The sequence below is a fragment of the Actinocorallia aurantiaca genome (assembly GCF_039533685.1).
Classification (GTDB): domain Bacteria; phylum Actinomycetota; class Actinomycetes; order Streptosporangiales; family Streptosporangiaceae; genus Actinocorallia; species Actinocorallia aurantiaca.
On the sequence record NZ_BAAATZ010000002.1, the window covers coordinates 57005 to 82880 of the forward strand.

At 70.0% G+C, this 25876-nt stretch carries 24 protein-coding genes; 11 read left to right on the plus strand and 13 right to left on the minus strand.

Going from position 1 to position 25876, the window contains the following annotated elements; translation table 11 throughout:
* Positions 1-6: 6 nt before the first annotated feature.
* The gene (locus tag ABD327_RS00990; protein ID WP_344448132.1) at positions 7-522 is read right to left on the minus strand and encodes a hypothetical protein; all 516 of its coding nucleotides are present in this window, start codon (positions 520-522) and stop codon (positions 7-9) included.
* Between the two features lie 95 nt (positions 523-617).
* On the opposite strand from ABD327_RS00990, the gene ABD327_RS00995 reads away from it, so the two are divergent.
* Positions 618-1985: a sensor histidine kinase gene (locus ABD327_RS00995; protein ID WP_344448133.1), complete on the plus strand. Its 1368-nt coding sequence runs from the start codon at positions 618-620 to the stop codon at positions 1983-1985.
* 144 nt (positions 1986-2129) lie between these two features.
* The gene (locus ABD327_RS01000; protein WP_344448134.1) at positions 2130-3110 is read left to right on the plus strand and encodes a lytic polysaccharide monooxygenase auxiliary activity family 9 protein; all 981 of its coding nucleotides are present in this window, start codon (positions 2130-2132) and stop codon (positions 3108-3110) included.
* A gap of 48 nt (positions 3111-3158) precedes the next feature.
* Here the strand turns inward: ABD327_RS01000 and ABD327_RS01005 are convergent, their stop codons facing one another.
* Complete coding sequence (locus tag ABD327_RS01005; protein WP_344448135.1) at positions 3159-3335, minus strand: hypothetical protein; 177 nt, start codon at positions 3333-3335, stop codon at positions 3159-3161.
* Positions 3336-3566: 231 nt separating this feature from the next.
* Here ABD327_RS01005 and ABD327_RS01010 point away from each other — a divergent pair, with 231 nt between their 5' ends.
* Both ABD327_RS01010 and ABD327_RS01015 read left to right on the plus strand, forming a co-directional pair.
* On the plus strand, positions 3567-5162 hold the full coding sequence (locus tag ABD327_RS01010; RefSeq protein ID WP_344448136.1) for an acyl-CoA synthetase: 1596 nt from the start codon (positions 3567-3569) through the stop codon (positions 5160-5162).
* Between the two features lie 173 nt (positions 5163-5335).
* Complete coding sequence (locus tag ABD327_RS01015) at positions 5336-6418, plus strand: helix-turn-helix transcriptional regulator (RefSeq protein WP_344448137.1); 1083 nt, start codon at positions 5336-5338, stop codon at positions 6416-6418.
* 22 nt (positions 6419-6440) lie between these two features.
* Here ABD327_RS01015 and ABD327_RS01020 read toward each other — a convergent pair whose 3' ends face one another.
* The 8 genes from ABD327_RS01020 to ABD327_RS01055 all read right to left on the minus strand — a co-directional run bounded on the left by ABD327_RS01020 (position 6441) and on the right by ABD327_RS01055 (position 15472).
* Positions 6441-7022 (minus strand): TetR/AcrR family transcriptional regulator, encoded by a 582-nt coding sequence (locus ABD327_RS01020; RefSeq protein ID WP_344448139.1) that lies wholly within the window; start codon positions 7020-7022, stop codon positions 6441-6443.
* A 169-nt stretch (positions 7023-7191) separates the two neighbouring features.
* A complete protein-coding gene (gene leuC / locus ABD327_RS01025; RefSeq protein ID WP_344448140.1) occupies positions 7192-8595 on the minus strand; it encodes a 3-isopropylmalate dehydratase large subunit in 1404 nt (467 codons plus the stop codon).
* Positions 8596-8739: 144 nt separating this feature from the next.
* Positions 8740-10599 carry an ABC transporter ATP-binding protein gene (locus tag ABD327_RS01030; RefSeq protein ID WP_344448141.1) on the minus strand — a complete coding sequence of 620 codons (1860 nt, stop codon included), beginning with the start codon at positions 10597-10599 and terminating at the stop codon, positions 8740-8742.
* Complete coding sequence (locus tag ABD327_RS01035) at positions 10596-12329, minus strand: ABC transporter ATP-binding protein (protein ID WP_344448143.1); 1734 nt, start codon at positions 12327-12329, stop codon at positions 10596-10598. The genes ABD327_RS01030 and ABD327_RS01035 overlap by 4 nt, the downstream gene beginning before the upstream one ends.
* Before the next feature lie 14 nt (positions 12330-12343).
* The gene (locus ABD327_RS01040) at positions 12344-12913 is read right to left on the minus strand and encodes an NADPH-dependent FMN reductase (RefSeq protein ID WP_344448144.1); all 570 of its coding nucleotides are present in this window, start codon (positions 12911-12913) and stop codon (positions 12344-12346) included.
* A gap of 209 nt (positions 12914-13122) precedes the next feature.
* Entirely contained in the window at positions 13123-13743 is a 621-nt protein-coding gene (locus ABD327_RS01045; RefSeq protein ID WP_425547036.1) for a P-loop nucleotide/nucleoside kinase family protein, read from the minus strand.
* 32 nt (positions 13744-13775) lie between these two features.
* Positions 13776-14714 carry a L,D-transpeptidase gene (locus ABD327_RS01050; protein ID WP_344448146.1) on the minus strand — a complete coding sequence of 313 codons (939 nt, stop codon included), beginning with the start codon at positions 14712-14714 and terminating at the stop codon, positions 13776-13778.
* A gap of 239 nt (positions 14715-14953) precedes the next feature.
* On the minus strand, positions 14954-15472 hold the full coding sequence (locus ABD327_RS01055; RefSeq protein WP_344448147.1) for a DinB family protein: 519 nt from the start codon (positions 15470-15472) through the stop codon (positions 14954-14956).
* 283 nt (positions 15473-15755) lie between these two features.
* Between ABD327_RS01055 and ABD327_RS01060 the strand changes: the two genes are divergently transcribed.
* From ABD327_RS01060 to ABD327_RS01085, 6 genes are all read left to right on the plus strand, one after another.
* The gene (locus ABD327_RS01060; protein ID WP_344448148.1) at positions 15756-16922 is read left to right on the plus strand and encodes a serine hydrolase domain-containing protein; all 1167 of its coding nucleotides are present in this window, start codon (positions 15756-15758) and stop codon (positions 16920-16922) included.
* Positions 16923-16976: 54 nt separating this feature from the next.
* Positions 16977-17393, plus strand: coding sequence for a VOC family protein (locus ABD327_RS01065; RefSeq protein ID WP_344448149.1), 417 nt, complete (start codon positions 16977-16979; stop codon positions 17391-17393).
* A 297-nt stretch (positions 17394-17690) separates the two neighbouring features.
* Positions 17691-18869, plus strand: coding sequence for a helix-turn-helix domain-containing protein (locus ABD327_RS01070; protein ID WP_344448150.1), 1179 nt, complete (start codon positions 17691-17693; stop codon positions 18867-18869).
* 59 nt (positions 18870-18928) lie between these two features.
* On the plus strand, positions 18929-19405 hold the full coding sequence (locus ABD327_RS01075; protein ID WP_344448151.1) for a hypothetical protein: 477 nt from the start codon (positions 18929-18931) through the stop codon (positions 19403-19405).
* An 805-nt stretch (positions 19406-20210) separates the two neighbouring features.
* The gene (locus ABD327_RS01080; RefSeq protein ID WP_344448152.1) at positions 20211-20990 is read left to right on the plus strand and encodes a VIT1/CCC1 transporter family protein; all 780 of its coding nucleotides are present in this window, start codon (positions 20211-20213) and stop codon (positions 20988-20990) included.
* A gap of 192 nt (positions 20991-21182) precedes the next feature.
* A complete protein-coding gene (locus tag ABD327_RS01085; RefSeq protein ID WP_344448153.1) occupies positions 21183-21707 on the plus strand; it encodes a DUF6790 family protein in 525 nt (174 codons plus the stop codon).
* 127 nt (positions 21708-21834) lie between these two features.
* Here ABD327_RS01085 and ABD327_RS01090 read toward each other — a convergent pair whose 3' ends face one another.
* Positions 21835-23985, minus strand: a complete 2151-nt coding sequence (locus ABD327_RS01090) for a galactose oxidase early set domain-containing protein (RefSeq protein WP_344448154.1) — start codon at positions 23983-23985, stop codon at positions 21835-21837.
* A gap of 34 nt (positions 23986-24019) precedes the next feature.
* On the minus strand, positions 24020-24499 hold the full coding sequence (locus tag ABD327_RS01095; RefSeq protein WP_344448155.1) for a hypothetical protein: 480 nt from the start codon (positions 24497-24499) through the stop codon (positions 24020-24022).
* 231 nt (positions 24500-24730) lie between these two features.
* On the opposite strand from ABD327_RS01095, the gene ABD327_RS01100 reads away from it, so the two are divergent.
* A complete protein-coding gene (locus ABD327_RS01100) occupies positions 24731-25234 on the plus strand; it encodes a MarR family winged helix-turn-helix transcriptional regulator (RefSeq protein WP_344448156.1) in 504 nt (167 codons plus the stop codon).
* Positions 25235-25266: 32 nt separating this feature from the next.
* On the opposite strand, the gene ABD327_RS01105 is transcribed toward ABD327_RS01100, so the two are convergent.
* Positions 25267-25779 (minus strand): hypothetical protein, encoded by a 513-nt coding sequence (locus ABD327_RS01105; protein ID WP_344448157.1) that lies wholly within the window; start codon positions 25777-25779, stop codon positions 25267-25269.
* Positions 25780-25876: the final 97 nt, after the last annotated feature.

Sequence of the window (25876 nt, forward strand, 5' to 3'; positions counted from 1 at the left end):
GCGGTTTCAGTACTCGTAGACCTGCACGAGAGGCGCGTGCCCGTTCCATTGGGCGAAGACCGCGGAGCCTTTGACGCCGTCTGTCAGGTCGACGCGGAGCCATTTCTCCTGCCGCCACACCTTGGCCTGGAAACCGTTGTCGGGTGTGGCGGACACGAGCCGTGCCGAATCGGCTGACAGGGAGAGCACCACACGCCCGGATTTCACCACGTAAGTGCGCACGTTCCCGTCCGGCCGGGAAGAGGACGGTTTCACCGAAGGGCGTTTGCTGGTCGGTCTCGCGGTGGGCGTCCGGGTGGGAGGGGACGCGGTCGGCGAGGCCGAACGGGCGCCGAACGAGACGGCCTCCTGCGACGGATCCGAAGCGGGCGGGCGGCCTTCGTGCACGGGCACCTTGGCGGCCAGGTCCTGGGTGGGGAGGGCGGTGCCGCGCAATGCGTCGCCCACGCCGGCCCAGCTGATGCCGATGCCCGCCGCCGTGGTGGCGACCCACACCGCGATGAAGCCGATTCGTGCCCTCATGCGGCCCATTATGTTCATTCATCGGCGTCCGTCCGCCAGGTCCCGTCTTTCCGGTACGGTCGGCGACCGGCGGCGGCACGGGCGTGGAGGTGGGCATGCGAGGGGCGCTGGCACGCGTCGCGGTGGCCGTGACGGCGATGGTCGCGCTGTCGTTCGTCGTCCCGCTGGGCCTGCTCAACGGCCAGATGGCCCGCGACCGGGCGCTGACCTCGGCCGAACGGCAGGCGTCCTCTCTGGTGCCGGTGCTGACGGTGACGGACGACCCGGACGAGCTCGCCGCGGCGATCGGCTCGATCCCCGCCGGAGCCGCGGGGCGCCTGGCGCTGCACCTGCCGGCCGGCGAGGTGATCGGCTCCCCGCACGCCCCGGACTCCGACCTGGCGGAGGCGCGGAGGATGAGCCGCACCTTCGCCGTCGAGGTGCCGGGCGGGACGGTGCTGCTGCGCCCGGTGCTGATGGACGCCGAGCGGCCCGCGGTCATCGAGGTCCGCGTGCCGGAGGCGGAGCTCACCCAGGGCGTCGCGAAGTCCTGGACGATCCTCGCGCTCGTGGCGCTGGCGCTGGTCGGGGTCTCGGTCGCGATGGCCGACCGGCTGGCGCTGCGGGTGGTGCGCGCCGCGGACCGGCTCGCGCAGGCCGTCACCGCCGTCGCCGGAGGCGATCTGTCCGCCAGGGTCGATCCCGGAGGACCGCCGGAGCTGCGCGCCGCCGGAGACGCGTTCAACCACATGGTGGGCCAGCTCGCCCGGCTGCTCGCCGCCGAGCGGGAGGCGGGCGCCGACCTCTCGCACCGGCTGCGCACCCCGCTGACCGCCCTGCGGATCAACCTCGGCGGCCTGGCCGGGCACCCGGGGGATCCCGCGCGGCTCGCGCAGAGCCAGGAGGCGCTGGGGCGGCTGGAGGAGGCGGTCGACGAGATCATCGCCTCGGCCCGCAGGGCGGCGGACCAGGGCATGACGGGCTGCGACGCCGCCGCGGTGGTGCGGGGGCGGCTGGAGTTCTGGTCGGCGCTGGCCGAGGACCAGGAGCGCGGCTGGAGCCTGGCGGCCCCCGACGGCCCGGTGCCCGTGCCGGTGGCCTCCGCCGAGCTGGCGGCCGTCGTCGACGCCCTGCTCGGCAACGTCTTCCGGCACACTCCGCCCGGCACCGCCTTCCAGCTCACCGTCCACCGGGGCCGGACGTCCGTCGGCCTGCTGTTCGGCGACGCCGGGCCGGGCATCACCGATCCCGGGAAGGCGCTGCGCCGCGGGGCGAGCGGAGCCGGGTCGACCGGCCTCGGCCTCGACATCGCCCGGCGGCTCGCCGAGTCCACGGGCGGGTCGCTGCGCGTGGGGGCCTCACTGCTGGGCGGGGCCCAGGTCGAGGTGTGGCTGCGCACCGCCCCCAGGCAGGCCTCGCGGCGGACGGTGCGCGAAGCCGCCCGCCGCGCCCGCGGCCGTGGGCGGCGGGCGTCCGGGCGCTGAGCAGCCCCTGCCAAAACCGGGCAGACAACACTTTTAGGTCTTGCTCATGCGTTCCTTAAGAGCTTCTGAAGACCGTTTTCTGGGCCTTTTCCGCTGCCTAGCATCTCGTTCGTCGGCAAGCCACCCCCCGTTCCTGGAGGCCAGATGAACAGCCACGTGAAGACCTTCGGCCGGACCTCGCTGGTCCTCGCGGCCGCCGCCGCTCCCGTGCTGGGACTCGCCCTCCCCGCGTCGGCCCACGGCTCGATGGAGTCCCCGCTCAGCCGGGTGCTCACCTGCTACCAGGAGAACCCCGAGTCCCCGAAGTCCGCGGCGTGCAAGGCGGCGGTCGCGGCGGGCGGCACGCAGGCCTTCTACGACTGGAACGGTGTGCGGATCGGCGACGTCGCCGGCCGCCACCAGCAGCGCATCCCGGACGGGCAGCTGTGCAGCGCGGGCAACCCGGCCTTCCGCGGCCTGGACCTGGCGCGCGCGGACTGGCCCGCCACCGAGCTGAAGGCCGGCGCGGACCACACGTTCCGCTTCAAGGTCACGGCCGTGCACAAGGGCGGCTTCCAGCTCTTCATCACCAAGAACGGCTACGACGCCGCCAAGCCGCTCACCTGGGCGAGCCTGGAGAGCACTCCGTTCCTGACCGACGCTGCGCCGACGGTCTCCGGCGGGTACTACAACCTCTCCGGCAGGATCCCCGCCGGAAAGACGGGCCGCCACCTGATCTACGCGATCTGGCAGCGCACCGACAGCCCGGAGGCCTTCTACTCCTGCTCCGACGTCGTCCTGGGCGGGACCGGCGCCTCCAACCCGGCTCCGGCTCCCGGCGGGACCACCACCGCGACGCCCAGGCCCAGCACGCCCACCACCCCCAAGCCCACCGCGACCAGGACCTCGAAGCCCAAGCCCGGCACCCCGTCCTGCCGCCCCGAGACGACGTCCCACCACGCGCATTCCCCGTCGTCGGACGTCTCTCTGCACAGCACCCCCGTCGCGGGCACCACCCCCACCACCGCCCAGACCGCCGCCGGGACCGGCATGCTCGCCGGCGCCATAGGCCTCGCTCTGGGCGGTGTGGGGGGCCTTCTCCTCACCGGCCGCCGCCGTCGCGGCCTGCGCGGCTCCCACGAGTGACCCGTTCCATCTCCGGCGGACGGTCCACCCGGGACCGTCCGCCGCCGTTCAGCCCTCTCCGGCCAGGTCCTCCCGGCTCAGGTCGGCCTCCTTCATGGCCGCCTTGAGCTTCGCGCCCATCTCGGTGTCCTCTCCCCGCTCCGGCCGCCGCGCCCCTTCGTCGGGGCGGGGGAGCACCTGGTCGGTGTCGCGGGTCTTGGGCGCGTTCTCCTCGGGCATGGACATCAGGCGTCAACCCTTCCAGATCATCGTTCACACTCCGCTCATGCGGATCTCTCGTCTGGTTCTCTACCCGAATCGACAGAATGAAACAGGAGAAAAGTAATGATCTGCAATGGATTGACCTGAAGGTTCGCAGCTTCCCGAAGTGTCCGGATACGGGCAGCAGCGTCCCGACTTCGCACAGGAGCCCGCAGACCGAAGTTAGACCTCTCCCACCAAGGGGAGGATCAGCCCATGAACCACCAATTCACCCCCGAAACCACCGGGTCGATCGCAGGCGCGCGCAGACACGCGACAGGGGACCTGCTCCGCCGGACCGCGCTGCGATACCCCGGCAAGACCGCCGTGATCGCCGACGGGCGGCGGGCGGACTTCGCCGAGTTCGACCTGGCGGTGACCAGGTGCGCCAACGCCCTGGCCGCCCGGGGACTGTCCAAGGGGGACAGGCTGGCGCTGCTGAGCCACAACTCGTGGCAGTTCGCGGTGCTGGTCTTCGCCACGGCGCGGCTGGGCGTCGTGCTGGTGCCGGTCAACTTCATGCTCGGCGCCGAGGAGATCGCGTTCATCCTCACCCACTCCGGAGCGGCCGGGATGGTCGCCGAGAACGCGCTGGCCCCCACGGCGGACCGCGCGACCGCCCTGGCCGGGCTCTCCGGCGGGGTGCGCGGCCGGATCGGCGCGGCGGCCTCCGGAGAGTGGGAGGACGTCGACACCTGGATCGACGCCGGGGACGAGACACCGGTCGACGTCCCGGTCGGCGACGACGACCCGCTGCGACTGATGTACACCTCCGGTACCGAGTCGCGCCCCAAGGGCGTACTGCTGTCCAGCCGCTCGCTGATCAGCCAGTACGTCTCCTGCGCGATCGACGGCGGGATGAGCGCCGACGACGTCGAGGTCCACGCACTGCCGATGTACCACTGCGCCCAGCTGGACTGCTTCTTCTCCGTCGACGTCTACCTGGGGGCCACCAGCGTCATCCTTCCCTCACCCGAACCGGCCGCGCTGCTGGCGACGATCGAGTCCGAGAGGGCCACCAAGCTGTTCTGCCCGCCGACGGTGTGGATCTCGCTGCTGCGCCACCCCGACTTCGACTCCCGGGACCTCTCCAGCCTGCGCAAGGGCTACTACGGCGCCTCCGCGATGCCCGTCGAGGTGCTGCGCGAGCTGCGGGAGCGGCTTCCCGACGTGCGGCTGTGGAACTTCTACGGGCAGACCGAGATGTCGCCGCTGGCCACCATCCTGCGGCCGCACGAGCAGCTGCCGCACGCGGGATCGGCGGGCCGTGCCGCGCTCAACGTGGAGACCCGCGTCGTCGACGAGGAGGACCGCCCGCTGCCGCCCGGCCGGGTGGGGGAGATCGTGCACCGCAGCCCGCACGCGGCGCTGGGCTACTACGGCGACGAGGAGAAGACGGCCGAGGCGTTCCGCGGCGGCTGGTTCCACTCCGGGGACCTCGGGGTCGTCGACGAGGAGGGCTACCTGACCGTCGTCGACCGCAAGAAGGACATGATCAAGACCGGCGGGGAGAACGTGGCCTCCCGGGAGGTCGAGGAGGCCCTCTACCTCCTCGACGGCGTCGCGGAGGTCGCGGTGTTCGGCATCGGCCACCCGCGCTGGATCGAGGCCGTCACCGCGGTCGTCGTGCCCAGGGCCGGCTCCGCTCTCACCGTCGAGGACGTCCAGGCCCACGCCCGCGAGGTCCTCGCCTCCTACAAGCGCCCCAAGTACGTGGTCTTCGCCGACGCCCTCCCCAAGAACCCCAGCGGGAAGATCCTCAAAAAGGACCTCCGCGTCGAGCACGCGAAGCTCTCCGCCGAGGATTCCTGACCGGATTCCGATCCACCCTACAAAAAGCAGAGTAAAACGGCGCGCCGCCTTTCCGGCACTTGTGCGGAGAACAACCTGATGACGGCCGGAAAATGACGGCTCCCGGATGACAGGGACTTGACCGTATATCCCGTTTCCCGGATATACGGTCAATCAGCTCTTAGTGTGGAGGCATGCGCCTCGACCTCTTCGAATTCGAGCAGAGACTCGCCGCTCAGCACACCTCGCTGGACGTGCTCAAGGCGACGTGTCACGAAGCGGTGGAACGGATACCGGCCGACGTGTGGTGCGCCGTCCAGCTCGACCCGTCCACGCTGCTGGACACCGGAGGATTCATCGAGAACGGCTTCCCTCCGGAGTACCTCACCCGGCTGTTCGAGGTCGAGCACTTCACCGCGGACGAGCCCGGCGACCTGCGCGCCCTGGCCGGCAGCTCGGACGCGACCCGCCTGCTCAGCCGCGCCATGGGCGGACGGCTCGAGGACAGCGCCTACTACCGGGCGATCCTGCGGCCGCAGGGACTCGGCGACGAGCTGCGCATCGCCCTGCGGAACGGCCCGCACCTGTGGGCGATCGTGGTGCTGTGCCGGACGGCGGGAGGCGCGCCGTTCACCACCGTGGAAGAGGAGTTCGCCGCCCGGTTGAGCGGCCCCGCCACAGACGCGCTGCGGCGCACCCTGCTCCTGGAGGGGACCGACACCGGCGAGCTCCCCGACGCCCCCGGCCGTCTCGTCGTCGACCGTCAGGGCACCGTCCTGTCCGCGAGCCCGACGGCCCGCACCTGGCTGGACCTCCTGGAAGAGGACACGGAGCACGTCCGGCGATTCCAGGGGGCGATCGACGCGACCCTCTTCTCCGGCACGGCGCGGGCCGAGTTCCCCGTCCATTCCGGAGCCCTTCTGTCCGTCCACGCCTGGTCGACGAGCCTGGAGGGCGAACAGGTCGTCGCCGTCTCCCTGGGCCCGTCCCCCTGGGCCCCGCTGAGCGCCGTCGTCCTCGGCGCGTACGGGCTGACCGGCCAGGAGGAGGAGGTGGCCCGCCGCACCCTGCACGGCTACACCCCCGAGCGCGTCGCGAAGCACCTCTCCCTTCCTCTCGGCACCGTCCGGTCTCACCTCGCGAGCATCTTCGAGAAGACCGGCCTGGAGGACCGCCGGGCTTTCATCGCGGACATCCTCTGCCGCCACTACCTCCCGTTCTTCGGCAGGGGCCCCCTCTCCACCGACGGCCGCCGCCTCCCCGAGTCCACCGGCTGAGCGTTCGTCCGGCGGTCAGCTCTCAGAGCATGCGGCCGACCAGTTCGTGGAGCTGTTCGCGGAAGCGCTGAAGGACGGTCGGATCATCGGCATGGCGTCGCTGGCCGGATTCGTCCGGGAAGCCGTTGTGGACGAATCCGCCCAGTGACCACATGACGACCCAGGCGAGGAACTCGATGTCCAGATCCGGGCGTACGCCCTGCCACTGGCGGAAGGTCATCGCGGCCACCAGGGGCGGCTGGTAGGTGTCCTCGGGGATGATGATGTCGACGGCGTCCAGAAGGCCGCGCTGCTGCCACAGAGCGGGCATCTCAGGATGGTCGAGTACGAAGTCGAAGAACTCGTCCACCAGGTAGTGCATGCCCTCGACGTCGTCGGGCGCCTTCTCCGCCGCGGTCCGCATCCGGTCCTCGCTCAGCTTGAAGAGGCGCGCGAAGACCTCGCGGTAGAGCTCCTGCTTGCCGTGCCGCAACAGCTCCGAGCGCTGACTCCCCGGTCCTACCGCGTCCTCGATCAGTTCGATGGTCGTTCCGTCGTATCCCAGCTGGGCGAACATCCTTTCCGCCACTTCCAGGACCCGCTCGTCGGTCTCTTCGCTGCGCAAGGCACACCTCCCACTCCCACGTTCCAACACCGGCCCCCGAACCCCCCATCCGAGCTTGTGCAAAGGAGGCGCTCTCTTGGAAGGAGGGTTACCGACGCCGGGAAGCCGCGCGACCAAGCTCGCCCTGGTACCCGCGCCAGGCTCTCGGCCTGGAGACAGTGAAGGCCGTCTACGCGTCGGGGAGGTCGGAGGGGGCGGACAGGCGGCCGGTCAGCGCGGTGGCGGCGGCCACCACGGGGGAGACGAGGTGGGTGCGGCCGCCCTTGCCCTGGCGGCCCTCGAAGTTGCGGTTGGAGGTCGAGGCGCTGCGCCGGCCGGAGCCCAGCTTGTCGGGGTTCATGCCCTGGCACATGGAGCAGCCGGAGTGGCGCCATTCGGCGCCGGCGCCGGTGAAGACGCGGTCCAGGCCCTCCTCCTCGGCCTGGAGCTTCACCCGGGCGGAGCCCGGGACCACGAGCATGTTCACCCCGTCGGCGATCTTTCGGCCCCGGAGGATCTCGGCGGCGGCGCGGAGGTCCTCTATACGGCCGTTGGTGCAGGAGCCGATGAAGACCGTGTCGACCGTGATGTCCCGCAGGGGGAGGCCGGGCTCCAGGCCCATGTAGGCGAGGGCCTTCTCGGCGGCGTCCCGTTCGGCGGGGGTGGGGAAGGAGCCGGGGTCGGGGACCGCCGAGCCGAGCGGGGCGCCCTGCGCCGGGTTGGTCCCCCAGGTGACGAAGGGAGTCAGGGCGGAGGCGTCCAGGACCACCTCGCGGTCGAAGACCGCGTCCTCGTCGGTGCGGAGGGTGCTCCAGTGGGCCAGGGCGTCGTCCCAGTCCTCGCCTTCGGGGGCGTGGGGGCGGCCCTTCAGGTAGGCGAAGGTCTTCTCGTCGGGGGCGATCATCCCGGCGCGGGCGCCCGCCTCGATGGACATGTTGCAGACCGTCATGCGGCCTTCCATCGACAGGGCGCGGATCGTCTCGCCCCGGTACTCGATGACGTAGCCCTGGCCGCCGCCGGTCCCGATCTCCGCGATGACGGCGAGGATGACGTCCTTGGCGGTCACTCCCGGCGGCAGGACGCCGTCGACCGTCACGGACATCGTCCTGAAGGGCGCGGCGGGGACCGTCTGGGTGGCCAGGACGTGCTCCACCTCGCTGGTGCCGATGCCGAACGCCAGGGCTCCGAAGGCGCCGTGGGTGGCGGTGTGGGAGTCGCCGCAGACGACCGTCATGCCGGGCTGGGTCAGCCCCAGCTGGGGGCCGATGACGTGCACGATCCCCTGGTCGAGGTCCTTCATCGAGTGGAGGCGCACCCCGAACGCGGCGCAGTTGGCGCGGAGGGCCTCCAGCTGGGCGCGGGAGAGCGGGTCGGCGATGACGTCGACGTTCTCGGTGGGGACGTTGTGGTCCTCGGTGGCGATCGTCAGGTCGGGCCTGCGGACGGGGAGCCCCGCGGCGCGCAGCCCCTCGAACGCCTGGGGGCTGGTCACCTCGTGCAGGAGGTGGAGGTCGACGTAGAGCAGGTCGGGCACGCCCTCCTCCCGGCGGACGACGTGCCGGTCCCAGATCTTCCGCGCGAGGGTCTCGCCCATCGGATTCCTCCTGCCGAGGTGTCTCATTTTGTGAGACAGAAATCTCATATTTCGGCCATGCTAATGCACGGAGGCCATCTTTAACAGACCATGCAAAAGCCCCGATCGCGGGATATACGGAGCGATCGGGGCAAAAGCCAAGAGTCATGGAGCTACTCGGGCGAACTGCGCATCGTGGAGGGCCGCGTAGGAACCGCCGAGAGCGAGGAGCTCCCCGTGGTCGCCCTGCTCGACGACCCGGCCGGACTCCAGGACGAGGATGAGATCGGCGTCCCGGATGGTGGACAGGCGGTGGGCGATGACGAAGCTGGTCCGCCCCCGCCGCAGATCGTTCATGGCACGCTGGACGAGCAGCTCGGTGCGGGTGTCGACGGAGCTCGTGGCCTCGTCGAGGATCAGGATCCGCGGATCGGCCAGGAAGGCGCGGGCGATCGTGATCAGCTGCTTCTCCCCCGAGCTGACGCCGGACGACTCGTCGTCGAGGACGGTGTCGTACCCGTCGGGGAGGGTCGCGGCGAAGCGGTCGACGTGGGCGGCACGCGCGGCACGCTCGATCTCCTCCCTGGTGGCGTTCTCCTTTCCGTAGGCGATGTTCTCGGCGATCGTGCCCTGGAACAGCCACGCGTCCTGCAGCACCATGCCGGTGGCCGAGCGCAGTTCCCGGCGGGGCATCGCCGTGATGTCCACGCCGTCCAGCGTGATGCGGCCCGCGTCCAGCTCGTAGAACCGCAGCAGCAGGTTGACGAGCGTGGTCTTGCCCGCGCCCGTCGGCCCGACGATCGCCACGGTCTGCCCCGGCGCGGCGGTCAGGGACAGGTCCCTGATCAGCGGGCGGCCCGGAACATAGCCGAAGGAGACCCGTTCGAACTCCACCCCGCTCCGCGGGCCGCCGGGACCTCCGGCGCCTCCGGGACGGCGCGGCTCGGGGGACTGCTCCGGCTCGTCCGGGTCGGGGGACTGCTCCGGCTCGTCCAGGAGGGAGAAGACCCGCTCGGCGGAGGCCAGCCCGGACTGCAGGAGGTTGACCAGGCTCGCCGCCTGGCTCACTCCCTGGGTGGCCTGCTGGGAGTACTGGACGAACGCCTGGACGTCCCCGAGCGTCAGCGATCCGGAAGCCACCCGGTAGGCGCCGATCACCGCGACCATCAGGTAGCCGACGTTGCCCAGCAGCATCGTCGCCGGACGGGCCAGGCCCGAGACGAACTGGGCCTTGAAAGACGCCCGGTAGAGCCCTTCGTTGTATTCGGTGAAACGTCGGGCCGCCTCCTCGTTCCGTCCGAACAGCCGGACGAGGGCGTGCCCGGTGAACACCTCCTCCACATGCCCGTTGAGCTTCCCCGTCGTCCCCCACTGTTCCAGGAACCGGGGCTTGGCGCGCTCGGCGATCCTCTTGGCCGCGGACAACGACACCGGGATCACCACCAGGGCGATGACGCTCAGCAGAGGCGAGATCCAGAACATCATCGCGAGCACCCCGACCAGGGTCAGTACCGCGTTGAGCACCTGGCCGAGGGTCTGGGAGAGCGTCTGGGACAGGTTGTCGACGTCGTTGGTGACCCGGCTGAGCAGGTCGCCGCGCGGCTGCTCGTCGAAGTACCGCAGCGGCAGCCGGGGCAGCTTGGCCTGCGCCCGGTCGCGCAGCCGGTACATCGAGCGCTGCACCAGCCTGCTCAGCACGCGGCCCTGGAGCAGCAGGAAGAACGCGGAGGTCAGGTAGAGGGCCAGGAGCCACAGCAGCACGTCGCGGATTCCCGCGAAGTCGATCGGGCTGCCGGTGGTGACTCCGTTGTAGATGAGGTCGGTGACCCTGCCCATGACCTTCGGGGCGGCCACGGCACAGACGACGCTGGCCAGGGTGGAGAGCAGCGCCAGTCCGATCAGCTTGCCCTCCGGGCGTAGCAGGCCCAGCAGGCGGCGGCCCGTACGTGCCGCGTCACGGGACTTCTCGGCGGGCGCGTTCAAGAACGCCGCCGGGCCGCGGAAGGCGGGCGTCTTCTCGGTCATGCCGCCTCGCTCTCAGTGAGCTGGGAAAGGACGATCTCGCGGTAGGTGGCGTCGGCCGCCATCAACTCGTGGTGGGTGCCCGTACCGACGACCGTGCCGCGGTCCAGGACGACGATCCGGTCGGCATGACGGATCGTGCTGACGCGCTGCGCCACGATCAGGACGGTCGCGCCGTTCGTGTACGCCGGCAGAGCGGCGCGCAGTGCCGCGTCCGTGGCGTAGTCGAGTGCGGAGAAGGAGTCGTCGAAGAGGTAGATGTCAGGCCGGACGACGAGCGTGCGCGCGATCGCGAGCCGCTGCTTCTGGCCGCCGGAGAGGTTGCTTCCGCCCTGGCTGACGGGAGCGTCCAGCCCCTCGGGGAGTTCCGCCACGAAGTCACGCGCCTGGGCTACTTCGAGTGCCTGCCAGAGTTCGGCGTCGGTAGCGTCCGGGCGGCCGTAACGCAGGTTGGAGGCGATGGTCCCGGAGAACAGGAAGGGCTTCTGCGGGATGTAGCCGACCGTACTGGAGAGCAGGGATGGTTCGAGTTCCCTTACGTCGACGCCGCCGACGAGCACGCTTCCGTCCGTCGCGTCGAACAGCCTCGGGATCAGGTTGAGCAGTGTCGTCTTGCCGCTTCCGGTACTGCCGACGATCGCGACGACCTCTCCCGGCGCGATCTGCAACTCGACGTTATGTAGGACCGCCTGCTCCGCTCCCGGATAGCCGAACCCCACTCCGCGCAGCTCCACGCGGCCCCGTGACGGAAGCTCACGGACGGGATGGACGGGCGGAACGACGCTGGAGGAGGTGTCGAGCACTTCACGGATGCGCTGGGCCGACACCTCCGCGCGCGGCATCATCAGCACCGTGAAGGCGGCCAGCATGACCGTCATGAGGATCATCATCAGATAGGTGAGGAACGCCGTCAGCGATCCGACGCCCATCGCCCCTTCGTCCACCCGATGGGCGCCGAACCAGAGCACCACGATGCTGCAGAGGTTCGCGAGCAGCATGATCAGCGGGAACATCATCGCGATGAGGAAACCGGCGCGCGTCGAGACGCCCCGCAGCTCCCGGTTGGTGCGGCGGAAGCGCTCCCGTTCCGCGTCGTCCTTCACGAATGCCCGGACGACCCGCACACCGGTGATCTGCTCACGCAGGATGCGGTTGACGGTGTCGAGGTAGTCCTGCGTCCGCCGGTAGAGCGGCGCCATACGCCGCAGGATCAGCGCGAAGACGACGGCCATCGCGGGAAGCGCGAACAGCAGCACCGCGGACAGCGCCATGTTCTCGCGTAGCGCCATGACGGCGCCGCCCAGGCACATGACGGGGGCGGTGACGAGCATGGTGAACGTCAGCAGCGCCACCATCTGCACCTGCTGGACGTCGTTCGTGATGCGGGTGATCAGCGACGGCGTACCGAAGCGTCCCACCTCCCGTCCGGAGAAGGACTGCACCTTCTCGAAGAGGTCGGCACGCAGGTCCCGTCCGACGGCCATGGCGGCGCGGGAGGCGTAGTAGGTGGCGCCGATGGAGCTGACGGCGCCCGCCAGGGTCACCGCCAGCATCACCAGGCCGAGTTCGAGGATCCTTCCGGTGTCCCCGGCGACCAGGCCTTCGTCGATGATGTCGGCGTTGAGGGCGGGCATGAGGAGCATGCCGGCGACGACCAGGAGCTGCGTCAGCAGGATCAGGACGAGGTCTCGCGGGTAGGCGCGGAGGTAGCCGCGGAGCAGGCGGACCAACATGGTCTCCCCTCCCGTCAACTGCCGTAGGGGGCGCGTCGTTTGGCGTCGCGCAGGGCGTTCGCCCACCAGACGAGCTGGTCCAGCATCGTCCGTGCGGCCTGGCCGCAGCCATCCGGCTCAACGGGGAACTCCCCGTCCGGACCGACGTGACCCCACACGTTGTGGAAGCTGACGCCGTCCCGGACGGACACCATGTGCAGCTCGGCGAAGATCTGGCGGAGCTGCTCGACGGCCCGCAGGCCGCCGGACATGCCGCCGTAGGAGACGAAGCCGACGGGCTTGGCCTGCCACTCCTTGTAGAAGGAGTCGACGGCCGTCTTGATGGGAGCGGGGAAGCTGTGGTTGTACTCGGGCACGACGACCACGAACGCGTCCGCGTCGTCGATGCGCGGCCGCACGGCGGCGACGGCGGGGTCCGCCCCGTCCAGTGATTCGGGCAGCCCGAGCTCGGCCAGGTCCAGGACGTCCACCTTCACGCCCCCGTACCGCTCGGCCTGCTCGACGAACCATCGCGACACCTGGGGAGCCCTCCGTCCCTGACGGGTGCTCCCGACCAACACGGCGAGCCTGATCTGGTCGTTCATCGTTCTTCCTTCCGGTGAGTGGATCGATCACCGGAAGGCTAGAAGTTGAAGTTAACTTCAAGTCAACGTCTTCGAACACGTGCCGTGCGTCTCACCGTCGAGGCCTTGACCTGCAGTGAGCTTCAAGTTCCAGGATGGCCTCGATGAAAAGGGGTCACGATGATCCTGCTGCGGGAGGCCGGCACCGACGCCTTTCGGTGAGATGCGGGTCAGAGGCCCCGGCCGAGGAGGGCGTCGACCTGTTCCGGAAGGGACGCGCCCTGCTCCAGGCGGTTGTCCAACTCGAGGTGGGGCACCGGAGGCGGGACGTCCGGACGCATGCGTTCGAGGAAGGCTTCGAACGCGGCGAGCTTGCCGGCGTCCCGTGAAAGGCCTCTGGAGGTGAGGCGTGCGCGCAGCGTCTCGGCGTCCGTCCGGATCCAGACGAGCCGGACGGGCGGGCCTCCGAGCTCCTTCTGCCAGGTCTCCCACCTGCGAGGATCACGGATCTGGCCGGTGAAGGGGCCGCTGAGCATCACGGGGCAGCCGTGCGAGCGGATTTCGCGGGCCGTGGCAGTCAGTCCCGCGTACTCGTGGCGCTTGACGTACTCGTTGTACCAGGGGCCTTCGCGTTCCCCCGGGTCGCGTGACGCGGCGGCGAGAGCGGCAGCGACGAAGGACCCGTACAGGGTGTCCTTGTCCAGCAGGGCGGGCACCGGACGGAGGCGTCGCAGGAGCAGTTCGCAGGCCGTCGTCTTGCCGCTTCCGGGTGGGCCGGCCACCACCCAGACGGTCGCCGAGTCGTTCACCCCGCCACGGTAACGCCGCCATGGAAAGGCCCGGCGTCCCATGCGGGACACCGGGCCTTTCCTCAGGCAGGTCGTCAGGTGCGGACGGGCTGCTTCAGCGCACCGCCGGCCACCCACTTCTTCCACGGGATCTGGAAGTAGCCCCAGCCGTTGTTCCAGTCGAGCTTCCGCGTCGTCCCGGTGATGATGACCTTGTCGCCCCGGTAGGACCAGTTCATGAACCACTTGGCGTCGCCGCCGGGAGAGCGGACGCAGCCGTGGCTGCAGTTGCGGCGGCCCAGGCAGGACGGGTCGGACATGTTCTGGTGGATGTACTCGCCGCTGCCGCTGATCCGCGTCGCCCACGGGATCATCTCGTCGTAGTAGCCGGGGTCGCCCTTCTCCTTGCCGGGCGAGATCATCCGCTCCAGCTTGCTGTGCGCCATCACCAGGTGCACCCCGCTGGTGGTGATGAGGACGTCCACGCCGTTCTTGCGCTCGCCTCCGGAGCCGAGACTCACCGGCCAGGAGCGCACCAGCTTGCCGTTCCGGTATGCCTTGGCCCGGTGCTTCTTGGAGCTGATCTTCACCACGTGCGAGTCGCCGACGGTGAACGACATGCTGCCGTTCTTCAGGCCGACGACACCGCCGCCCGCCTTGACGCCCTTCAGGTTCGCCTTGACGGTCACCTTCTGGTTCGGCTTCCACTCCGTCTTCGGCCGGAAGATCGCCAGCGACGTCCCCTGCGAGCTCGTCGTCCAGTACCAGGCGCCTTCCGTCGACTTCGTCGACTTCACGACCAGCGCCTGCTCCACCGCCTTCTTGTTCCGAATCTTCTGGGTGAAGCGGAGCATGATCGGCATACCGGTGCCGACCTTCTCCCCACGCCTCGGCGTGATGTCGTCGATCGACAACTTCCTGGCCTTGGCCCGCTCCCCCGGGGACCCGTCCACCGGAGCGGCGGCCGCCGCTCCACCGGTCAGCCCCGTCACCAACATCAAAGAACACAACCCGAGCAGGGCGACACCGCGCATGTCTCTTCTCCAGGGGGTTCCACGCGCCGGGAGTATGCCCCCATACCCCGACAAGCACTAATGAGCAGGTCAAAACCTACTCTGCCCCTCAGACAAAACCCCCGCAGCACCCCCAGAATCCACCGGATCATCACCGGCCTGATTCACAACCGTGACACGCGGCGTTCGCACAGCCGTGACACGCCCGGCTCTCGCCCGCGGCCCGGACGGCGGCCCCGGGGCCGTCCGGGCGGGCGTGCCTACTCTCCGGTGGTCCCGTCGATGAGTTCTCGGAGCAGGTCGGCGTGGCCGTTGTGGCGGGCGTACTCCTCGATCATGTGGGCGAGGACGTAACGCAGGGAGACGGGGCCCGTGCGGTGGACTCCGATGACGTCGAGGGATTCGGCGGCGGCCACGATCGCCCGGGAGCGCTCGCACTCCTCCCGCCAGACCGCGAAGGCCTCCTCCACCTCTGCCTCGGCCACTTCGGTCTCCTCGACGTCGAAGCCCATGGACCTGGCCGACCCGGTCCCCCCGCGGAGCGGCACGCCCTCCCCGGCGATCACGTTGCGGAACCACCCGCGCTCGACGTCGGCCAGGTGCCGGACCAGCCCCAGCAGCGACAGCTCCGAAGGCGGCACGGCCTTCCGCCCGAGCTGCTCGGCCGTCAGGCCCTCGCACTTCAGGGCCAGCGTGTCCCGATGGAACTGCAGGAACCCGGCCAACGTCGTCCGCTCGTCCGCCGCCCGCGGGCGTTCGGCCCTCTCCACCTCTTCCATGACCGAATCATCCCAGCGCGCCTCGAATTCACCCACTCGTTAACGCCTACCGGGAGCGGCCGCCGGTCTTCGTCACCGCGAGCGCCGACGGGACGTGAACGCAGGTGAAGGCGGGTGGCGGGGCGCGGACGGCCGCAGTGGACACCGGCGGGACGGGAGCACGAATGGAGGCCCTCCTCGTTCCGAGCGGATCGGCCTGATCGTCCTCGTCGGATGCGGCACGTCAGGGGCCCGGCGCGGAACCACGCGTGTTCTGTCGGACCCTCTGGGTAGCGTCCTGTCCATGGTGATCGATTGGGATCTGCTCCGGAGCGTGGTCGACGGGCACGTCGCGGACGGTGCCGTGCCCGGCGCCGTGCTGGCGATCGACCTGGGCGGTCAGACACGCGTCGCGGCCATGGGTGAGGCCGGCGGGAAGCCGATGCGGGGCGACGCCGTGTTCCGCCTGTCGTCCATGACGAAACCGCTGGTCGCCGCGCTGGCCCTGATGCTGGCCGAGGACGGCCTGCTGTCGCCCGAGGACCCGGTGGAGCGCTGGATCCCGGAACTGGCGGAGCGTCGCGTCCTGCGGCGTCCCGACGGGCCGCTCGACGACACCGTGCCCGCCGAACGCCCGATCACCGTGGACGATCTGCTCACGATGCGGATGGGATTCGGTTTCCACTTCGACGGGCCGTGCCCCGTCCTGGACGAGGCCGCGTCCCTCGGCCTGGGCGTCGGCCCGCCGGACCCGGCGTCCCCGCTCACCCCCGACGAGTGGATCTCGCGTCTCGCCCGGCTGCCGCTGATGTACCAGCCCGGAACGGAATGGACCTACGACCTGCCCTTCGGCGTCCTGGGCGTCCTCCTGGCCCGCGCCGCGCGGCGTCCCCTCGACGCGCTCCTCCACGAGCGCCTCCTGAGCCCCCTCGGCATGGCCGACACCGGCTTCTCCGTCCCCGAGCACGCCCGGGAGCGCCTGATCCCCTGCCACACCCGCGACGAACGGGGCCGGCTCGTCCCGTTCGACGGCACGGACGACAGCCGCTGGAACGACCCGCCCGCGTTCCCCGACGCACGCGGCGGCCTGGTCTCCACCGCGGCCGACTACCTGCGCTTCACCCGGATGCTGCTCGCCGACGGCAGGACCGCCGACGGGACACGTCTCCTCGCCCCCTCGTCCATCACGACCATGACCACCGACCACCTGGATCCCCGGCGCCCCCGCTCCGCCACCACCCGGACGCTCCTCCGGGACGGAGGCTGGGGCCACGGCGTCGAGGTCGTTGCCCCCCACCACGGCACCGGCGCCCGCACCCTCCGCTACGGATGGGGCGGCGGCCTGGGCACCGTCTGGTACTCCTTCCCCCGCCGCGACGCCGCAGCCGTCCTGCTCACCCAGTGCCTCCCCCCGCCCGCCCCGCTGTTCGACGCCTTCCTGACCGCCCTGTACCGGACGCTCGACGCCTGACCGCCCCGCCCCGCCCAGCCTCGCCCCGCCCGGCCTCGCCCCAGGAGAGACCCCATGGACTACAAGCTGGAACTCGTCCTCATCCCCGTCACGGACATCGACCGCGCCAAGGCCTTCTACTCCGAGAAGCTCGGCTTCAACATCGACCTCGACGTCGAGAACGGCGACGACTTCCGCATCGTCCAGTTCACCCCGCCCGGCTCGTCCTGCTCGATCTCGATCGGCAAGGGCGTCACCCAGGCCGTCCCCGGCTCCGTCTCGGGCCTGCACCTCGTCGTCGACGACATCGAAGCCGCCCACACCGACCTCACCTCCCGAGACGCCCCCATCAGCGAGATCTTCCACTTCGAGAACGGCGAACGCACTCCCGGCCCCGCCCCCGACCGCGCCGACTACAACTCCTTCATCTCCGTCGAAGACCCCGACGGCAACGGCTTCCTCATCCAGGAATTCGGCCACAAACGCCAGTGAGCCTGAGTACGACCCCCGAAGGAACGACCACCTGGTGATGCAACGACAGGTTGCCGAGGCCGAGACTCCGGTCAGCGGTGACGCCATTCGGCATGCGAGTTTCGACCTGACGCTTCGAGCCCGTGGCCGGCGACTCCATGGACGACCTTGTCGACCTGTCGCTGCGGCAGCAGGCACACATGACGGATGACCCGGTACGAAGCCGCGTTCTCCGCCAGACCTTTCGGACAGGCCTGACGGAAAGCGGGGACGGCTCGTAGCCTGGAAGGCGACCTCCCGAGAGAGGCGGAGCCGAACATGCCCGACCCCGTAGGCGTCCGCGTCGCCCGCGCCAGGAAGCAGCGCGGCCTGACCCAGAACGGCCTCGCCCAGCGCACCTCCTACTCCCGCTCCCACATCGCCCAGGTCGAAGCCGGACACAAGGTCGCCACCCCCGCCTTCGTCGCGGCCGTCGCCGGAGCCCTCAGCGTCGACCCCGCCGACCTCTACGGCCAGCCGTTCCACCTCCCGGGCCGGGCCGAACGGGTTCACGCCTCCATCGCGGATCTCCGCCGGGCCCTCGTCGCGGTCGACGTGCCCCCGGAACTACAGGCCCCGCCTCGTCCCCTGGACGAACTGGTCTCCGAGATGACCGCGCTCCGGCGGTTCCAGGAACTGTCCCGGCACTCGCAGATCGGGATACGGCTGCCCGCCCTGCTGGAAGAACTCGCCTGGCACGCACATGAGTCCGGTGGACCGCGCGCGTGGAAGCCGCTGTTCCGCGCCTGTGAAGCCGGCGCGGACCTGTGTCGCAAGCTCGGCTACCACGACCTGGCCGCCGGCGCTCTCGAAGCCGCCCGGGAAGCGGCCCGCCATGTCCGGGATCCCCACCTGCCGTTGCTGGTGCCGATCCGGCGTTCCCTGCTCCTCAGCGCCATCGGACGTCCCGGCCCGGCGCTGATCCTCCTGGGAAGAGCCGTTCGTGCCGTCGACCACACCCGGCGGGACGCTCGCGAGGTGTTCGGCACCGCGTTGCTGCGCAGCGCCGTGATCGCCGCCAGAGCAGGCGACCAGGCCGCTTGGGACTACTACGGCCAGGCGCTGGAGGTACGAGAGGCCGCCGGAGACGAACCGGGAACGAGACACGGAGTGACCACGGGCTTCACCCTGGGAAACGTCGCGATCCACGGCGCCGCGGTGGCCGTCGAACTCGGCGACTTCGACGAGGCGACCAGACGGGACCAGCAGATCCCCGCCCAGACGCTCTCCTCGCTGCCCCCTGAACGCCGAGCCCATCACGAAGTGGACATGGCCCGCGTCCACGCCGAGACCGGCTCCTACGACAAGGCCCTGACCCGCCTCCTCCACGCGGAACGCGCAGCCCCCCAGATGACCCGCTTCCACCCCTCGGCCCGCACGGTCGTCACCCACCTGGTCGACGTCCGCCGCACCGTCCCCGAACCCCTCCGGGGCCTCAGGACCCGCATGGGCGTCTGACCCGGAGAATGTTCCAACCGGGAACACTACGGGGAGTGCGCACCACGATCGTATGAGTCATGAGCGCGAACACGATCGACCGGCTGCGGGAGACCTCGCCGGGCTGGAGCGTCTGGGTGACCGGTTCCCTGTGGGTGGCCACCCGCCGCGGCCCCGTCCCCGACGTCCCGCCGGGCTTCTTCTCCCTCCGCGGGGAGCCCGCGGCCACCCTCATCGAGGACGGTCCCGACGAACTCCAGGCCGCGCTGCGGGAACAGGACGCGATCGAGGACGCCGTCCGGGCCGCCCGCGCCGTGGACCATGACGGCCCGCACCCCCTCAACAGGTCCTGCCCCCTGGGCTGCCTGCGCCTGAAGGTCCAGACGGAACGGGCGCTGATCGCGCACTGCGTCTTCGGCGGCCGCTACGTCCCCACGATCGCCGACCTCCTGACCCTGCGGGAGAGCGGCGACCTCGCCCACATCCCGGGGATCGGGCGAACCCGGCTCACCGAGATCGAGGACAGGCTCAGAACGTTGACCTCGGGCCCTTCGTGATCCCTCTTCCGCCGTAGGAGGCCCGCCTCCGCCACAGGCGACATTTCACTCGACCGACGATCACAGGACCCGGCAAGGGGGTTCGTCTGGAAAGAGCCGCTTCCCACCCGCCGCTCGGGATGGGAATCGGCTCTCCGCCCGAGCGGCGGGCGGAGACTCCTCCGATCAAGACGGCTCCCGGAATCCCGGTCCGGCGCCGCCCCGCGGCGTCCGACTCCGTAAAGCGCCAAGGGCACACGGCGGAAGAAGACAAGTGAGCCCCATCACCATTCTTCAGGCCAGGAGAGAGGGCGTATCCCGACCCTGCCAAGACGGCAGGGAAGGAAAGTCTCGCGGGAGAATCAGGAATTCTGATTTCGGTGCCCTTCGGCACCGCGACCCGAACGCTCCTTGCCGTCATTCATCCTGTGGAAGGACCGGACGCAGGAGACCCACGAGGACGTGACGGCGCAGGTTTCCCCACGTACGGGCCGGTTCCGGCTTGTACGAGCCGCATGGCCGGGGTGTCCGCAGCCCGGCGGAAGCGGAGCATCAGAAAGGTTAGGACAACCTAAGGAAAGCAATTTAGGGAAGCCTTCCCTCACCCTCCGACGGGCGTCTGAAATTCGCCGGGAAACGGGAATCAGGCGCGTGGACGAAATGTTGTCATCACTGATGGACGGTGACCGCGGAGAATCCCGTGGATCCGTCGGCAGCCCGTCCTCTCACCCGCCACAGCACCGATACCGCGAGCATTCCGGCGCCTCGACGAGGAGGCGCCCCCGGACGAGACCGTCCGTTGTTCCGAAGGAGATCCACAGAGATCATGAGGGAGTCCGTCGCACTCAAGGACCGTCCGGACACGATCGAGATCATCACCGCACCCGGACCCCGCGCGCACGAGCCCGAGTCCGAGGCCCGCTCGGGCGGCCTCGAGCGGAGGCTCAACGCCCTGCGCGCGGGCGTCCTGGGGGCCAACGACGGGATCGTGTCCACCGCGGCCGTCGTCGTCGGCGTCGCCGGGGCGACCTCCTCCGCCCAGCCGATCCTGCTGGCCGGGCTCGCCGCCTCGATCGGCGGGGCCGTGTCGATGGCGCTCGGCGAGTACGTCTCCGTCCACAGCCAGCGCGACAGCCAGCGCCACCTCATCGAGGAGGAGCGCCGTGCGCTGGCGTCCGACCCCGACACCGAGCTGCGCGCGCTGGTCCGCTCCTACGAGGACCGCGGCCTCTCCCCGGCGACCGCCCGCCAGGTGGCTCGGGAGCTTTACGCGAACGACCCCCTGGAAGCCCAGTTGCGTGAGCGGCACAACCTCGATCCGGACGACGTCACCAGCCCCTGGCACGCCGCGATCGCCTCGTTCGTCGCCTTCGCGCTCGGCGCCCTCCTCCCCCTACTGGCGATCCTCCTGCCCGCACCGCACCTGCGCGTCCCGGTCGCCTTCGCCGCCACCCTCGCCGGTCTCGCCGTCGCGGGCACGACGGCCGCCCTGATCGGCGGCGGCTCCTGGATCCGGGCCGCGTTCCGGGTCACCGCGGGAGGCGCCCTGGCCCTGGCGGCGACCTACCTCACCGGCGCCCTCCTGGGCACGACCGGCATCGTCTGACCCGGGCCGGTCGGCACGGCGGCCGACGCTCCCCGCACCCGTGTGCGTCATCGGACCGACGCGGGCGCGGTGAGCGAGCAGGCATCACGGACCTCTTCGGCCCGTCGGCCGCCCGCCCACCCCGGTCGCCACCACATCCGCCACCGAAAGTACAGTGATCATCACTGTGGGTGGATATTCGGGGAGCGGGCAATGCAGGTAGTCGTGGTCGCGGCCATCGCGCTCATCGGCGCGATGGTCCAGTGGAGCATGCGCCACCGCGAGCCGGGCGCCGCCACCGCGGTCGACATCTTCCTCGTGTGGTGGCTGGCGGTGGCCGTGGGGGTCGGTACGGCCCTGGGCGCGGCCGCCCACCTCTTCGACGGCCCGGCGACGGCCGAGATGATCGGCTATACCCGGGGCAACGGCGGCTTCCAGTTCGAGAACGCCATGGGCGACCTGTCCATAGGCATCGCCGGCCTCATGTGCATCCGCTTCCGCGGCGACTTCTGGCTGGCCGTCATCGTGGTCCTGTCCGTCCAGTTCTACGGAGACGGCGCCGGCCACATCTACTACTGGCTCGCCGAGGACAACACCAAGCCCGGGAACATCGGCCCGCCCCTGTGGCTGGACTTCGTCATCCCCACCGTCGCCTGGGGTCTGTACTGCGCGTCCCGCAGGCGGAACGGGGACGCGGTGCCCCCGGCGGGCAGGTGGACGTCGCGCCGCTCGGGCTGATCCCCGCGCCGCGCGTCCCCGACCGGACCGAAGCCGGTCGGGAACGCGCGCCCGACGCGATCATGCGAAGCGGACACCGCTTCACTCGGAGCGGTACGGCCGCCGTTCCGCTCGGCCGTCGGCCCGGTCAGCCGATGTGGACCCACTTCGCCACGGAAGGCACGCCGGCCGCGTCGGTGGCGAAGAGCATGTACCAGCCGGGCGGGGCGATGGTGGACTTGCTGGTCAGCTTGAACCTGCTGCTGTTTCCCTTGATCGTCAGCTTCTCCGGAGCCACCGCGCGCTGGTTGGGGTCGGAGGAGTGGGTGACCGCTCCCGGACGCATCAGCCACGCGCTCTTGATCTTGCGGTCGGTCGTGATGGTGTGGGTGGAGCCGTAGGCCCAGTACTGGCCGCCCGTGCTCTTGATCTTGGGCCGGGCGCCCTTGAAGAGGTACGGCGGCGAGTAGATCGAGATGCGGGTCTCGTAGAAGCCGCTGAGCGGGTTGGAGCCGGCGGCCAGAACCCGTCCGTCGGCCAGCAGGACCGCGGTGTTGTGGTACGTCCGGCCGACCTTGTCCGCGGCCATCGCCTGCCAGGCGTTCGGCTTCTTCGGATCGAACATCGCCGCCTCCCGGACGTACTGGGCGCGGTTGCCGTAGGAGCCGCCGGTCTCGAAGACCTTGCCGTCGGGGAGCAGCACGACCGACGGGTAGACCTTCGCGGCGTTCAGGTCGGGGCCGCGCTTGTACGCGGGGTTCGCGGCGTTGAGGTCGACGATGTCGGTGTGGGCGTGCGCGACGCCCGGACCCTGGTTCGAGAAGTCCATACCGCCGACGGTCATGACCTTCTGGCTCTGGGCCGGGGGGAGCAGGACGCTGGCGGACTGGTCGCGCGCCCACTTCTGGCTCAGGCCGGGGACGTCCTTGCGGGCCCCCGTCTTGTAGTCGAAGATCATGGGGCCGAGGAAGGCCGCCTCGTTGTGGCCGTAGTTGTCGCCGCCCTGGGTGACCGGGTGGCCGAAGACGCTGCTCCCGGAGTAGAACAGCTTGCCGTTCTGCATGAGGATCAGCGACGGGTAGGTCGACCAGTTGATCTTGTTCTGCCGGACCTTGTTCTCGGGCTGCCAGGTGCCGCCGGTCTTCTTGTCGTACTTGAACAGCTCCGTGACCTGCGAGACCTTCTGGTAGTCGCCGCCCTGGTAGTCCGCGGCGTAGCCGCCGACGGCGTAGACGTCGCCGTTCCCGAGGATGGTCGCGGACGGGTACCAGTGCCCGTCGTTCATGTCGTTCCGGGTCTTGTAGTACTTCTCGGTGGCGGGGTCGAAGAGGTACGACCTCTTCTCGCCCTGCCAGCCCTTGTAGCCGTCGCCGTTCTCGGAGTACTTGCTCGTGCCGCCGAGGACGAGGACGCGGCCGTCGGAGAGCTGGACGTGTCCGGAGCAGAACATGTCGGACGGTGTTCTGATCTTCTTGTACTTACCGGTGGCCGGGTCGTAGAGCATGCTCTCGAAGGCGCTCGGCTTGAAGTTCGCCGGGTTGTTCCCGGAACCGGCGATGAGCAGGACCTTGCCGTTCCTGAGGACGACCGTGTGCATCGCACGGACGCCCTTCTTGGCGGGATTGGCGTCGCCGGGGTCGACGTCGTTCGCGCCCGGCACGGGGTCGCCGAAGCTGACGTACTTCCACTTGCCCGTCTCGCAGCCCGCGGCGTCGGTGCACTTGCCGGAGCCTGCGGCCGAAGCGGTCATGACGTAGTCGTCGGTGGTGATGGTGCCCTTGCCCGCGATCGCGAGACCGACCCGGACGGCCTTGGTGCCCGCCGGGACCGGCCCGGACTTCACCGTCGCCTTGTGCCACGCGTTGTTCGCGCCGCCGACGCCGTACTCACCCCAGGCCACCCAGACGCCGTTGCTCTTCTGCCGGAAGAACTTCACGGACGCCTTGGGGGTGGTGGACTTCATGGAGAAGGAGAGGCTGAGGCGCTGCCCCGCCTTCACCTTCTTGATCGCGCACCCCTTGGTCTGGAGGAGGGCCCGCCAGCCGGACACCCGCACCTTCTGGGTGATCTGCGCCGCGCGCTTGCTGCCGCGCCCCTTGACGATCTTCACCGACCCCTTGTTGTGCCCGCTGGTGTGCACGTACCAGCACTTGGGGAGCTTGCCCGCCATCTTCTCGAGCGTCGGGTTGGGCACGAGGTTGGGCGCCGCGTACGCGGGGACGCCGCCCTGCACGATCGTGGCCGTCATCATCACCGAACCGGTCAGGAACACCCGGATCCTCGGCCTGCTGAACCTCATCGTCGAAACTCCTAGGGGGCTGTCTCGCGGCTTCTCAGCCGTTGCAGGCGATCTTGTCGCCGTCCGGGTCGAGCTTCTGCCGGTCGGTGCCGTTGACCTTGAGGTCCGCGAAACCGTTGAGCTTGAGCCACAGACACTTGTCCGCGTACTCGGTGATGCCGTCGGGGAACGTCCACGGGACGCACTGGGTCGCCCCACCGTAGTCACGGTCGCAGCCGCCCGCCTCCGGAGGCACGCCCTGCCACTCCTTGTCGGACTTCACCTCCGGGACCTTCTCCTCCTTGAGGCCGGTCGCCTGGGGAGTGATCTCGGGCTTCGCCTTGGGCGCGGCGTCCGGGAGGAGCTCCTCGTCCGCGGGCTCCGGCGGGGCGGCGGGCTCCGTCAGGGCCACGTCCCCTTTGTCGTTCGCCTTCTTCTCCGGCCCGCCTCCGGTCAGGAGGATTCCCGCGACCACGGCCACGACGGCCACGACCACGGCGAGACCCGCCCACACGATCCTGCGCGGTGGCGACATCGGTGGAATTCCCCTGCCGTCTCGGTGCCCGTGCGGACCGGCGCCGGGCCCGGACCGGCAAGTGAGGGCACACGAGCGGTGGGGGCGAGGCGTCGACGGCCCGCGCTTCTGATGGAAGGCCCTGATGAACGGCTTCTGCCTGCGCGTCCATCGCGAGCGTGGCCCGAACCTACCAGCCGATCATTGCACGGTGCAAGGATTCCACCGGGTGAGTAGCGATACAAAGGGGACATGGACAGTGCGCGGCCCGCGAGGCCGGACGGCGACGGCGGCGACGACATCGAAGCCGTGACCACGGCCCTCCTGGCGGCCTCACGCCTCCTCGTGGCGATCTCGGCGCGTTCGCTCGGCCAGGCCGACGCGGGGGTGACCCTCCCCCAGTTCCGCATGCTGGTGAGCCTCTCCCTCCAGGGCCCGATGAAGCTCGCGACGCTGGCGGACGTGCTGGGCGTCAACCCCTCCACGGCGCTGCGGATGGCCGAACGGCTCTCGCTCGCCAACCTCCTCACCCGCGAGACCAACCCGAACAACCGCCGCGAGATCATCCTCGAACTGGCCCCGGCCGGCCACCGGATCGTCTCGGAGGTGACGGCCCGCCGCCACGAGGAGATCGGCCGCGTCGTCGCCCGCCTCGCCCCCGAGCAGCGCACCGCCCTCATCTCCTCCCTCGACGCCTTCGTCGAGGCCGACGACGAACTCCCGGCGACGGTCACCCAGCCCATCTTCTTCACCTGAGGACCCCGCCCCGCCGCCTCATCGAGGGGGAGTCAGGTCTCCATCACGTAGTAGCGGTACCAAGGCCCGTCCAGGTGCCAGAACCGGAGGCTTTCGAAGCCCTCGCCCAGCGGGGGAATGGTGGAGGCCCCGTCGGGGGCGTAGACGAATCCCTCATGGGAGAAGATCCAGCCCGTCCCCGAGACCGGGAGCAGTACCGCGGTGCCCTCCCGGACCGGTTCCCCGACGCGATACGGCCAGACCTCGCCGCCCCTGCCGCCCTCGGCCATCCTCTGGAGATCATCACGGATGAGTGCGAGCATCGCCTGCTCCGGCAGGCCCGTGAAGGCCAGCCCCGTCGCCCCCGTGAGAAGCAGCACCGGTGCGGCCACCCAGGCCGTCCGCCGATGCCATCCGCAGGCCAGGACGACCGCCACGGTCCCCGTGAACAGCACCACCACCGCCGCCAGCTGGAAGATCCCGTCCGTGAGCGTCGCGCTGCCGTAGAGCACCGTCGCACTCGTGAACGCGACCAGCACGGTCGTTCCCAGAACCGCTTTCCCCACTCGGATCTCCTGCCTCGGGAAGGTGAGCGCATCAAGCTCCCATCTACTCCCTTATCGGCTCGAACCGCTCACGGAGTTCAGGGCGGTCAGGCCGGAC

Bases quoted from the DNA above. Each gene is read 5' to 3' on its own strand.
- ABD327_RS01055 (WP_344448147.1), bottom strand. From the start codon at position 15,472: ATGGAAGAGGTGGAGAGGGCCGAACGCCCGCGGGCGGCGGACGAGCGG.
- ABD327_RS01050 (WP_344448146.1), bottom strand. From the start codon at position 14,714: ATGCGCGGTGTCGCCCTGCTCGGGTTGTGTTCTTTGATGTTGGTGACG.
- ABD327_RS01030 (WP_344448141.1), bottom strand. From the start codon at position 10,599: ATGACCGAGAAGACGCCCGCCTTCCGCGGCCCGGCGGCGTTCTTGAAC.
- ABD327_RS01075 (WP_344448151.1), top strand. From the start codon at position 18,929: ATGAGCGCGAACACGATCGACCGGCTGCGGGAGACCTCGCCGGGCTGG.
- ABD327_RS01080 (WP_344448152.1), top strand. From the start codon at position 20,211: ATGAGGGAGTCCGTCGCACTCAAGGACCGTCCGGACACGATCGAGATC.
- ABD327_RS01060 (WP_344448148.1), top strand. From the start codon at position 15,756: ATGGTGATCGATTGGGATCTGCTCCGGAGCGTGGTCGACGGGCACGTC.
- ABD327_RS00995 (WP_344448133.1), top strand. From the start codon at position 618: ATGCGAGGGGCGCTGGCACGCGTCGCGGTGGCCGTGACGGCGATGGTC.
- ABD327_RS01045 (WP_425547036.1), bottom strand. From the start codon at position 13,743: ATGGGACGCCGGGCCTTTCCATGGCGGCGTTACCGTGGCGGGGTGAAC.
- ABD327_RS01070 (WP_344448150.1), top strand. From the start codon at position 17,691: ATGCCCGACCCCGTAGGCGTCCGCGTCGCCCGCGCCAGGAAGCAGCGC.
- ABD327_RS01095 (WP_344448155.1), bottom strand. From the start codon at position 24,499: ATGTCGCCACCGCGCAGGATCGTGTGGGCGGGTCTCGCCGTGGTCGTG.
- ABD327_RS01000 (WP_344448134.1), top strand. From the start codon at position 2,130: ATGAACAGCCACGTGAAGACCTTCGGCCGGACCTCGCTGGTCCTCGCG.
- ABD327_RS00990 (WP_344448132.1), bottom strand. From the start codon at position 522: ATGAGGGCACGAATCGGCTTCATCGCGGTGTGGGTCGCCACCACGGCG.
- ABD327_RS01035 (WP_344448143.1), bottom strand. From the start codon at position 12,329: ATGTTGGTCCGCCTGCTCCGCGGCTACCTCCGCGCCTACCCGCGAGAC.
- ABD327_RS01040 (WP_344448144.1), bottom strand. From the start codon at position 12,913: ATGAACGACCAGATCAGGCTCGCCGTGTTGGTCGGGAGCACCCGTCAG.
- ABD327_RS01005 (WP_344448135.1), bottom strand. From the start codon at position 3,335: ATGTCCATGCCCGAGGAGAACGCGCCCAAGACCCGCGACACCGACCAG.
- leuC (WP_344448140.1), bottom strand. From the start codon at position 8,595: ATGGGCGAGACCCTCGCGCGGAAGATCTGGGACCGGCACGTCGTCCGC.
- ABD327_RS01065 (WP_344448149.1), top strand. From the start codon at position 16,977: ATGGACTACAAGCTGGAACTCGTCCTCATCCCCGTCACGGACATCGAC.
- ABD327_RS01100 (WP_344448156.1), top strand. From the start codon at position 24,731: ATGGACAGTGCGCGGCCCGCGAGGCCGGACGGCGACGGCGGCGACGAC.
- ABD327_RS01010 (WP_344448136.1), top strand. From the start codon at position 3,567: ATGAACCACCAATTCACCCCCGAAACCACCGGGTCGATCGCAGGCGCG.
- ABD327_RS01015 (WP_344448137.1), top strand. From the start codon at position 5,336: ATGCGCCTCGACCTCTTCGAATTCGAGCAGAGACTCGCCGCTCAGCAC.
- ABD327_RS01090 (WP_344448154.1), bottom strand. From the start codon at position 23,985: ATGAGGTTCAGCAGGCCGAGGATCCGGGTGTTCCTGACCGGTTCGGTG.
- ABD327_RS01085 (WP_344448153.1), top strand. From the start codon at position 21,183: ATGCAGGTAGTCGTGGTCGCGGCCATCGCGCTCATCGGCGCGATGGTC.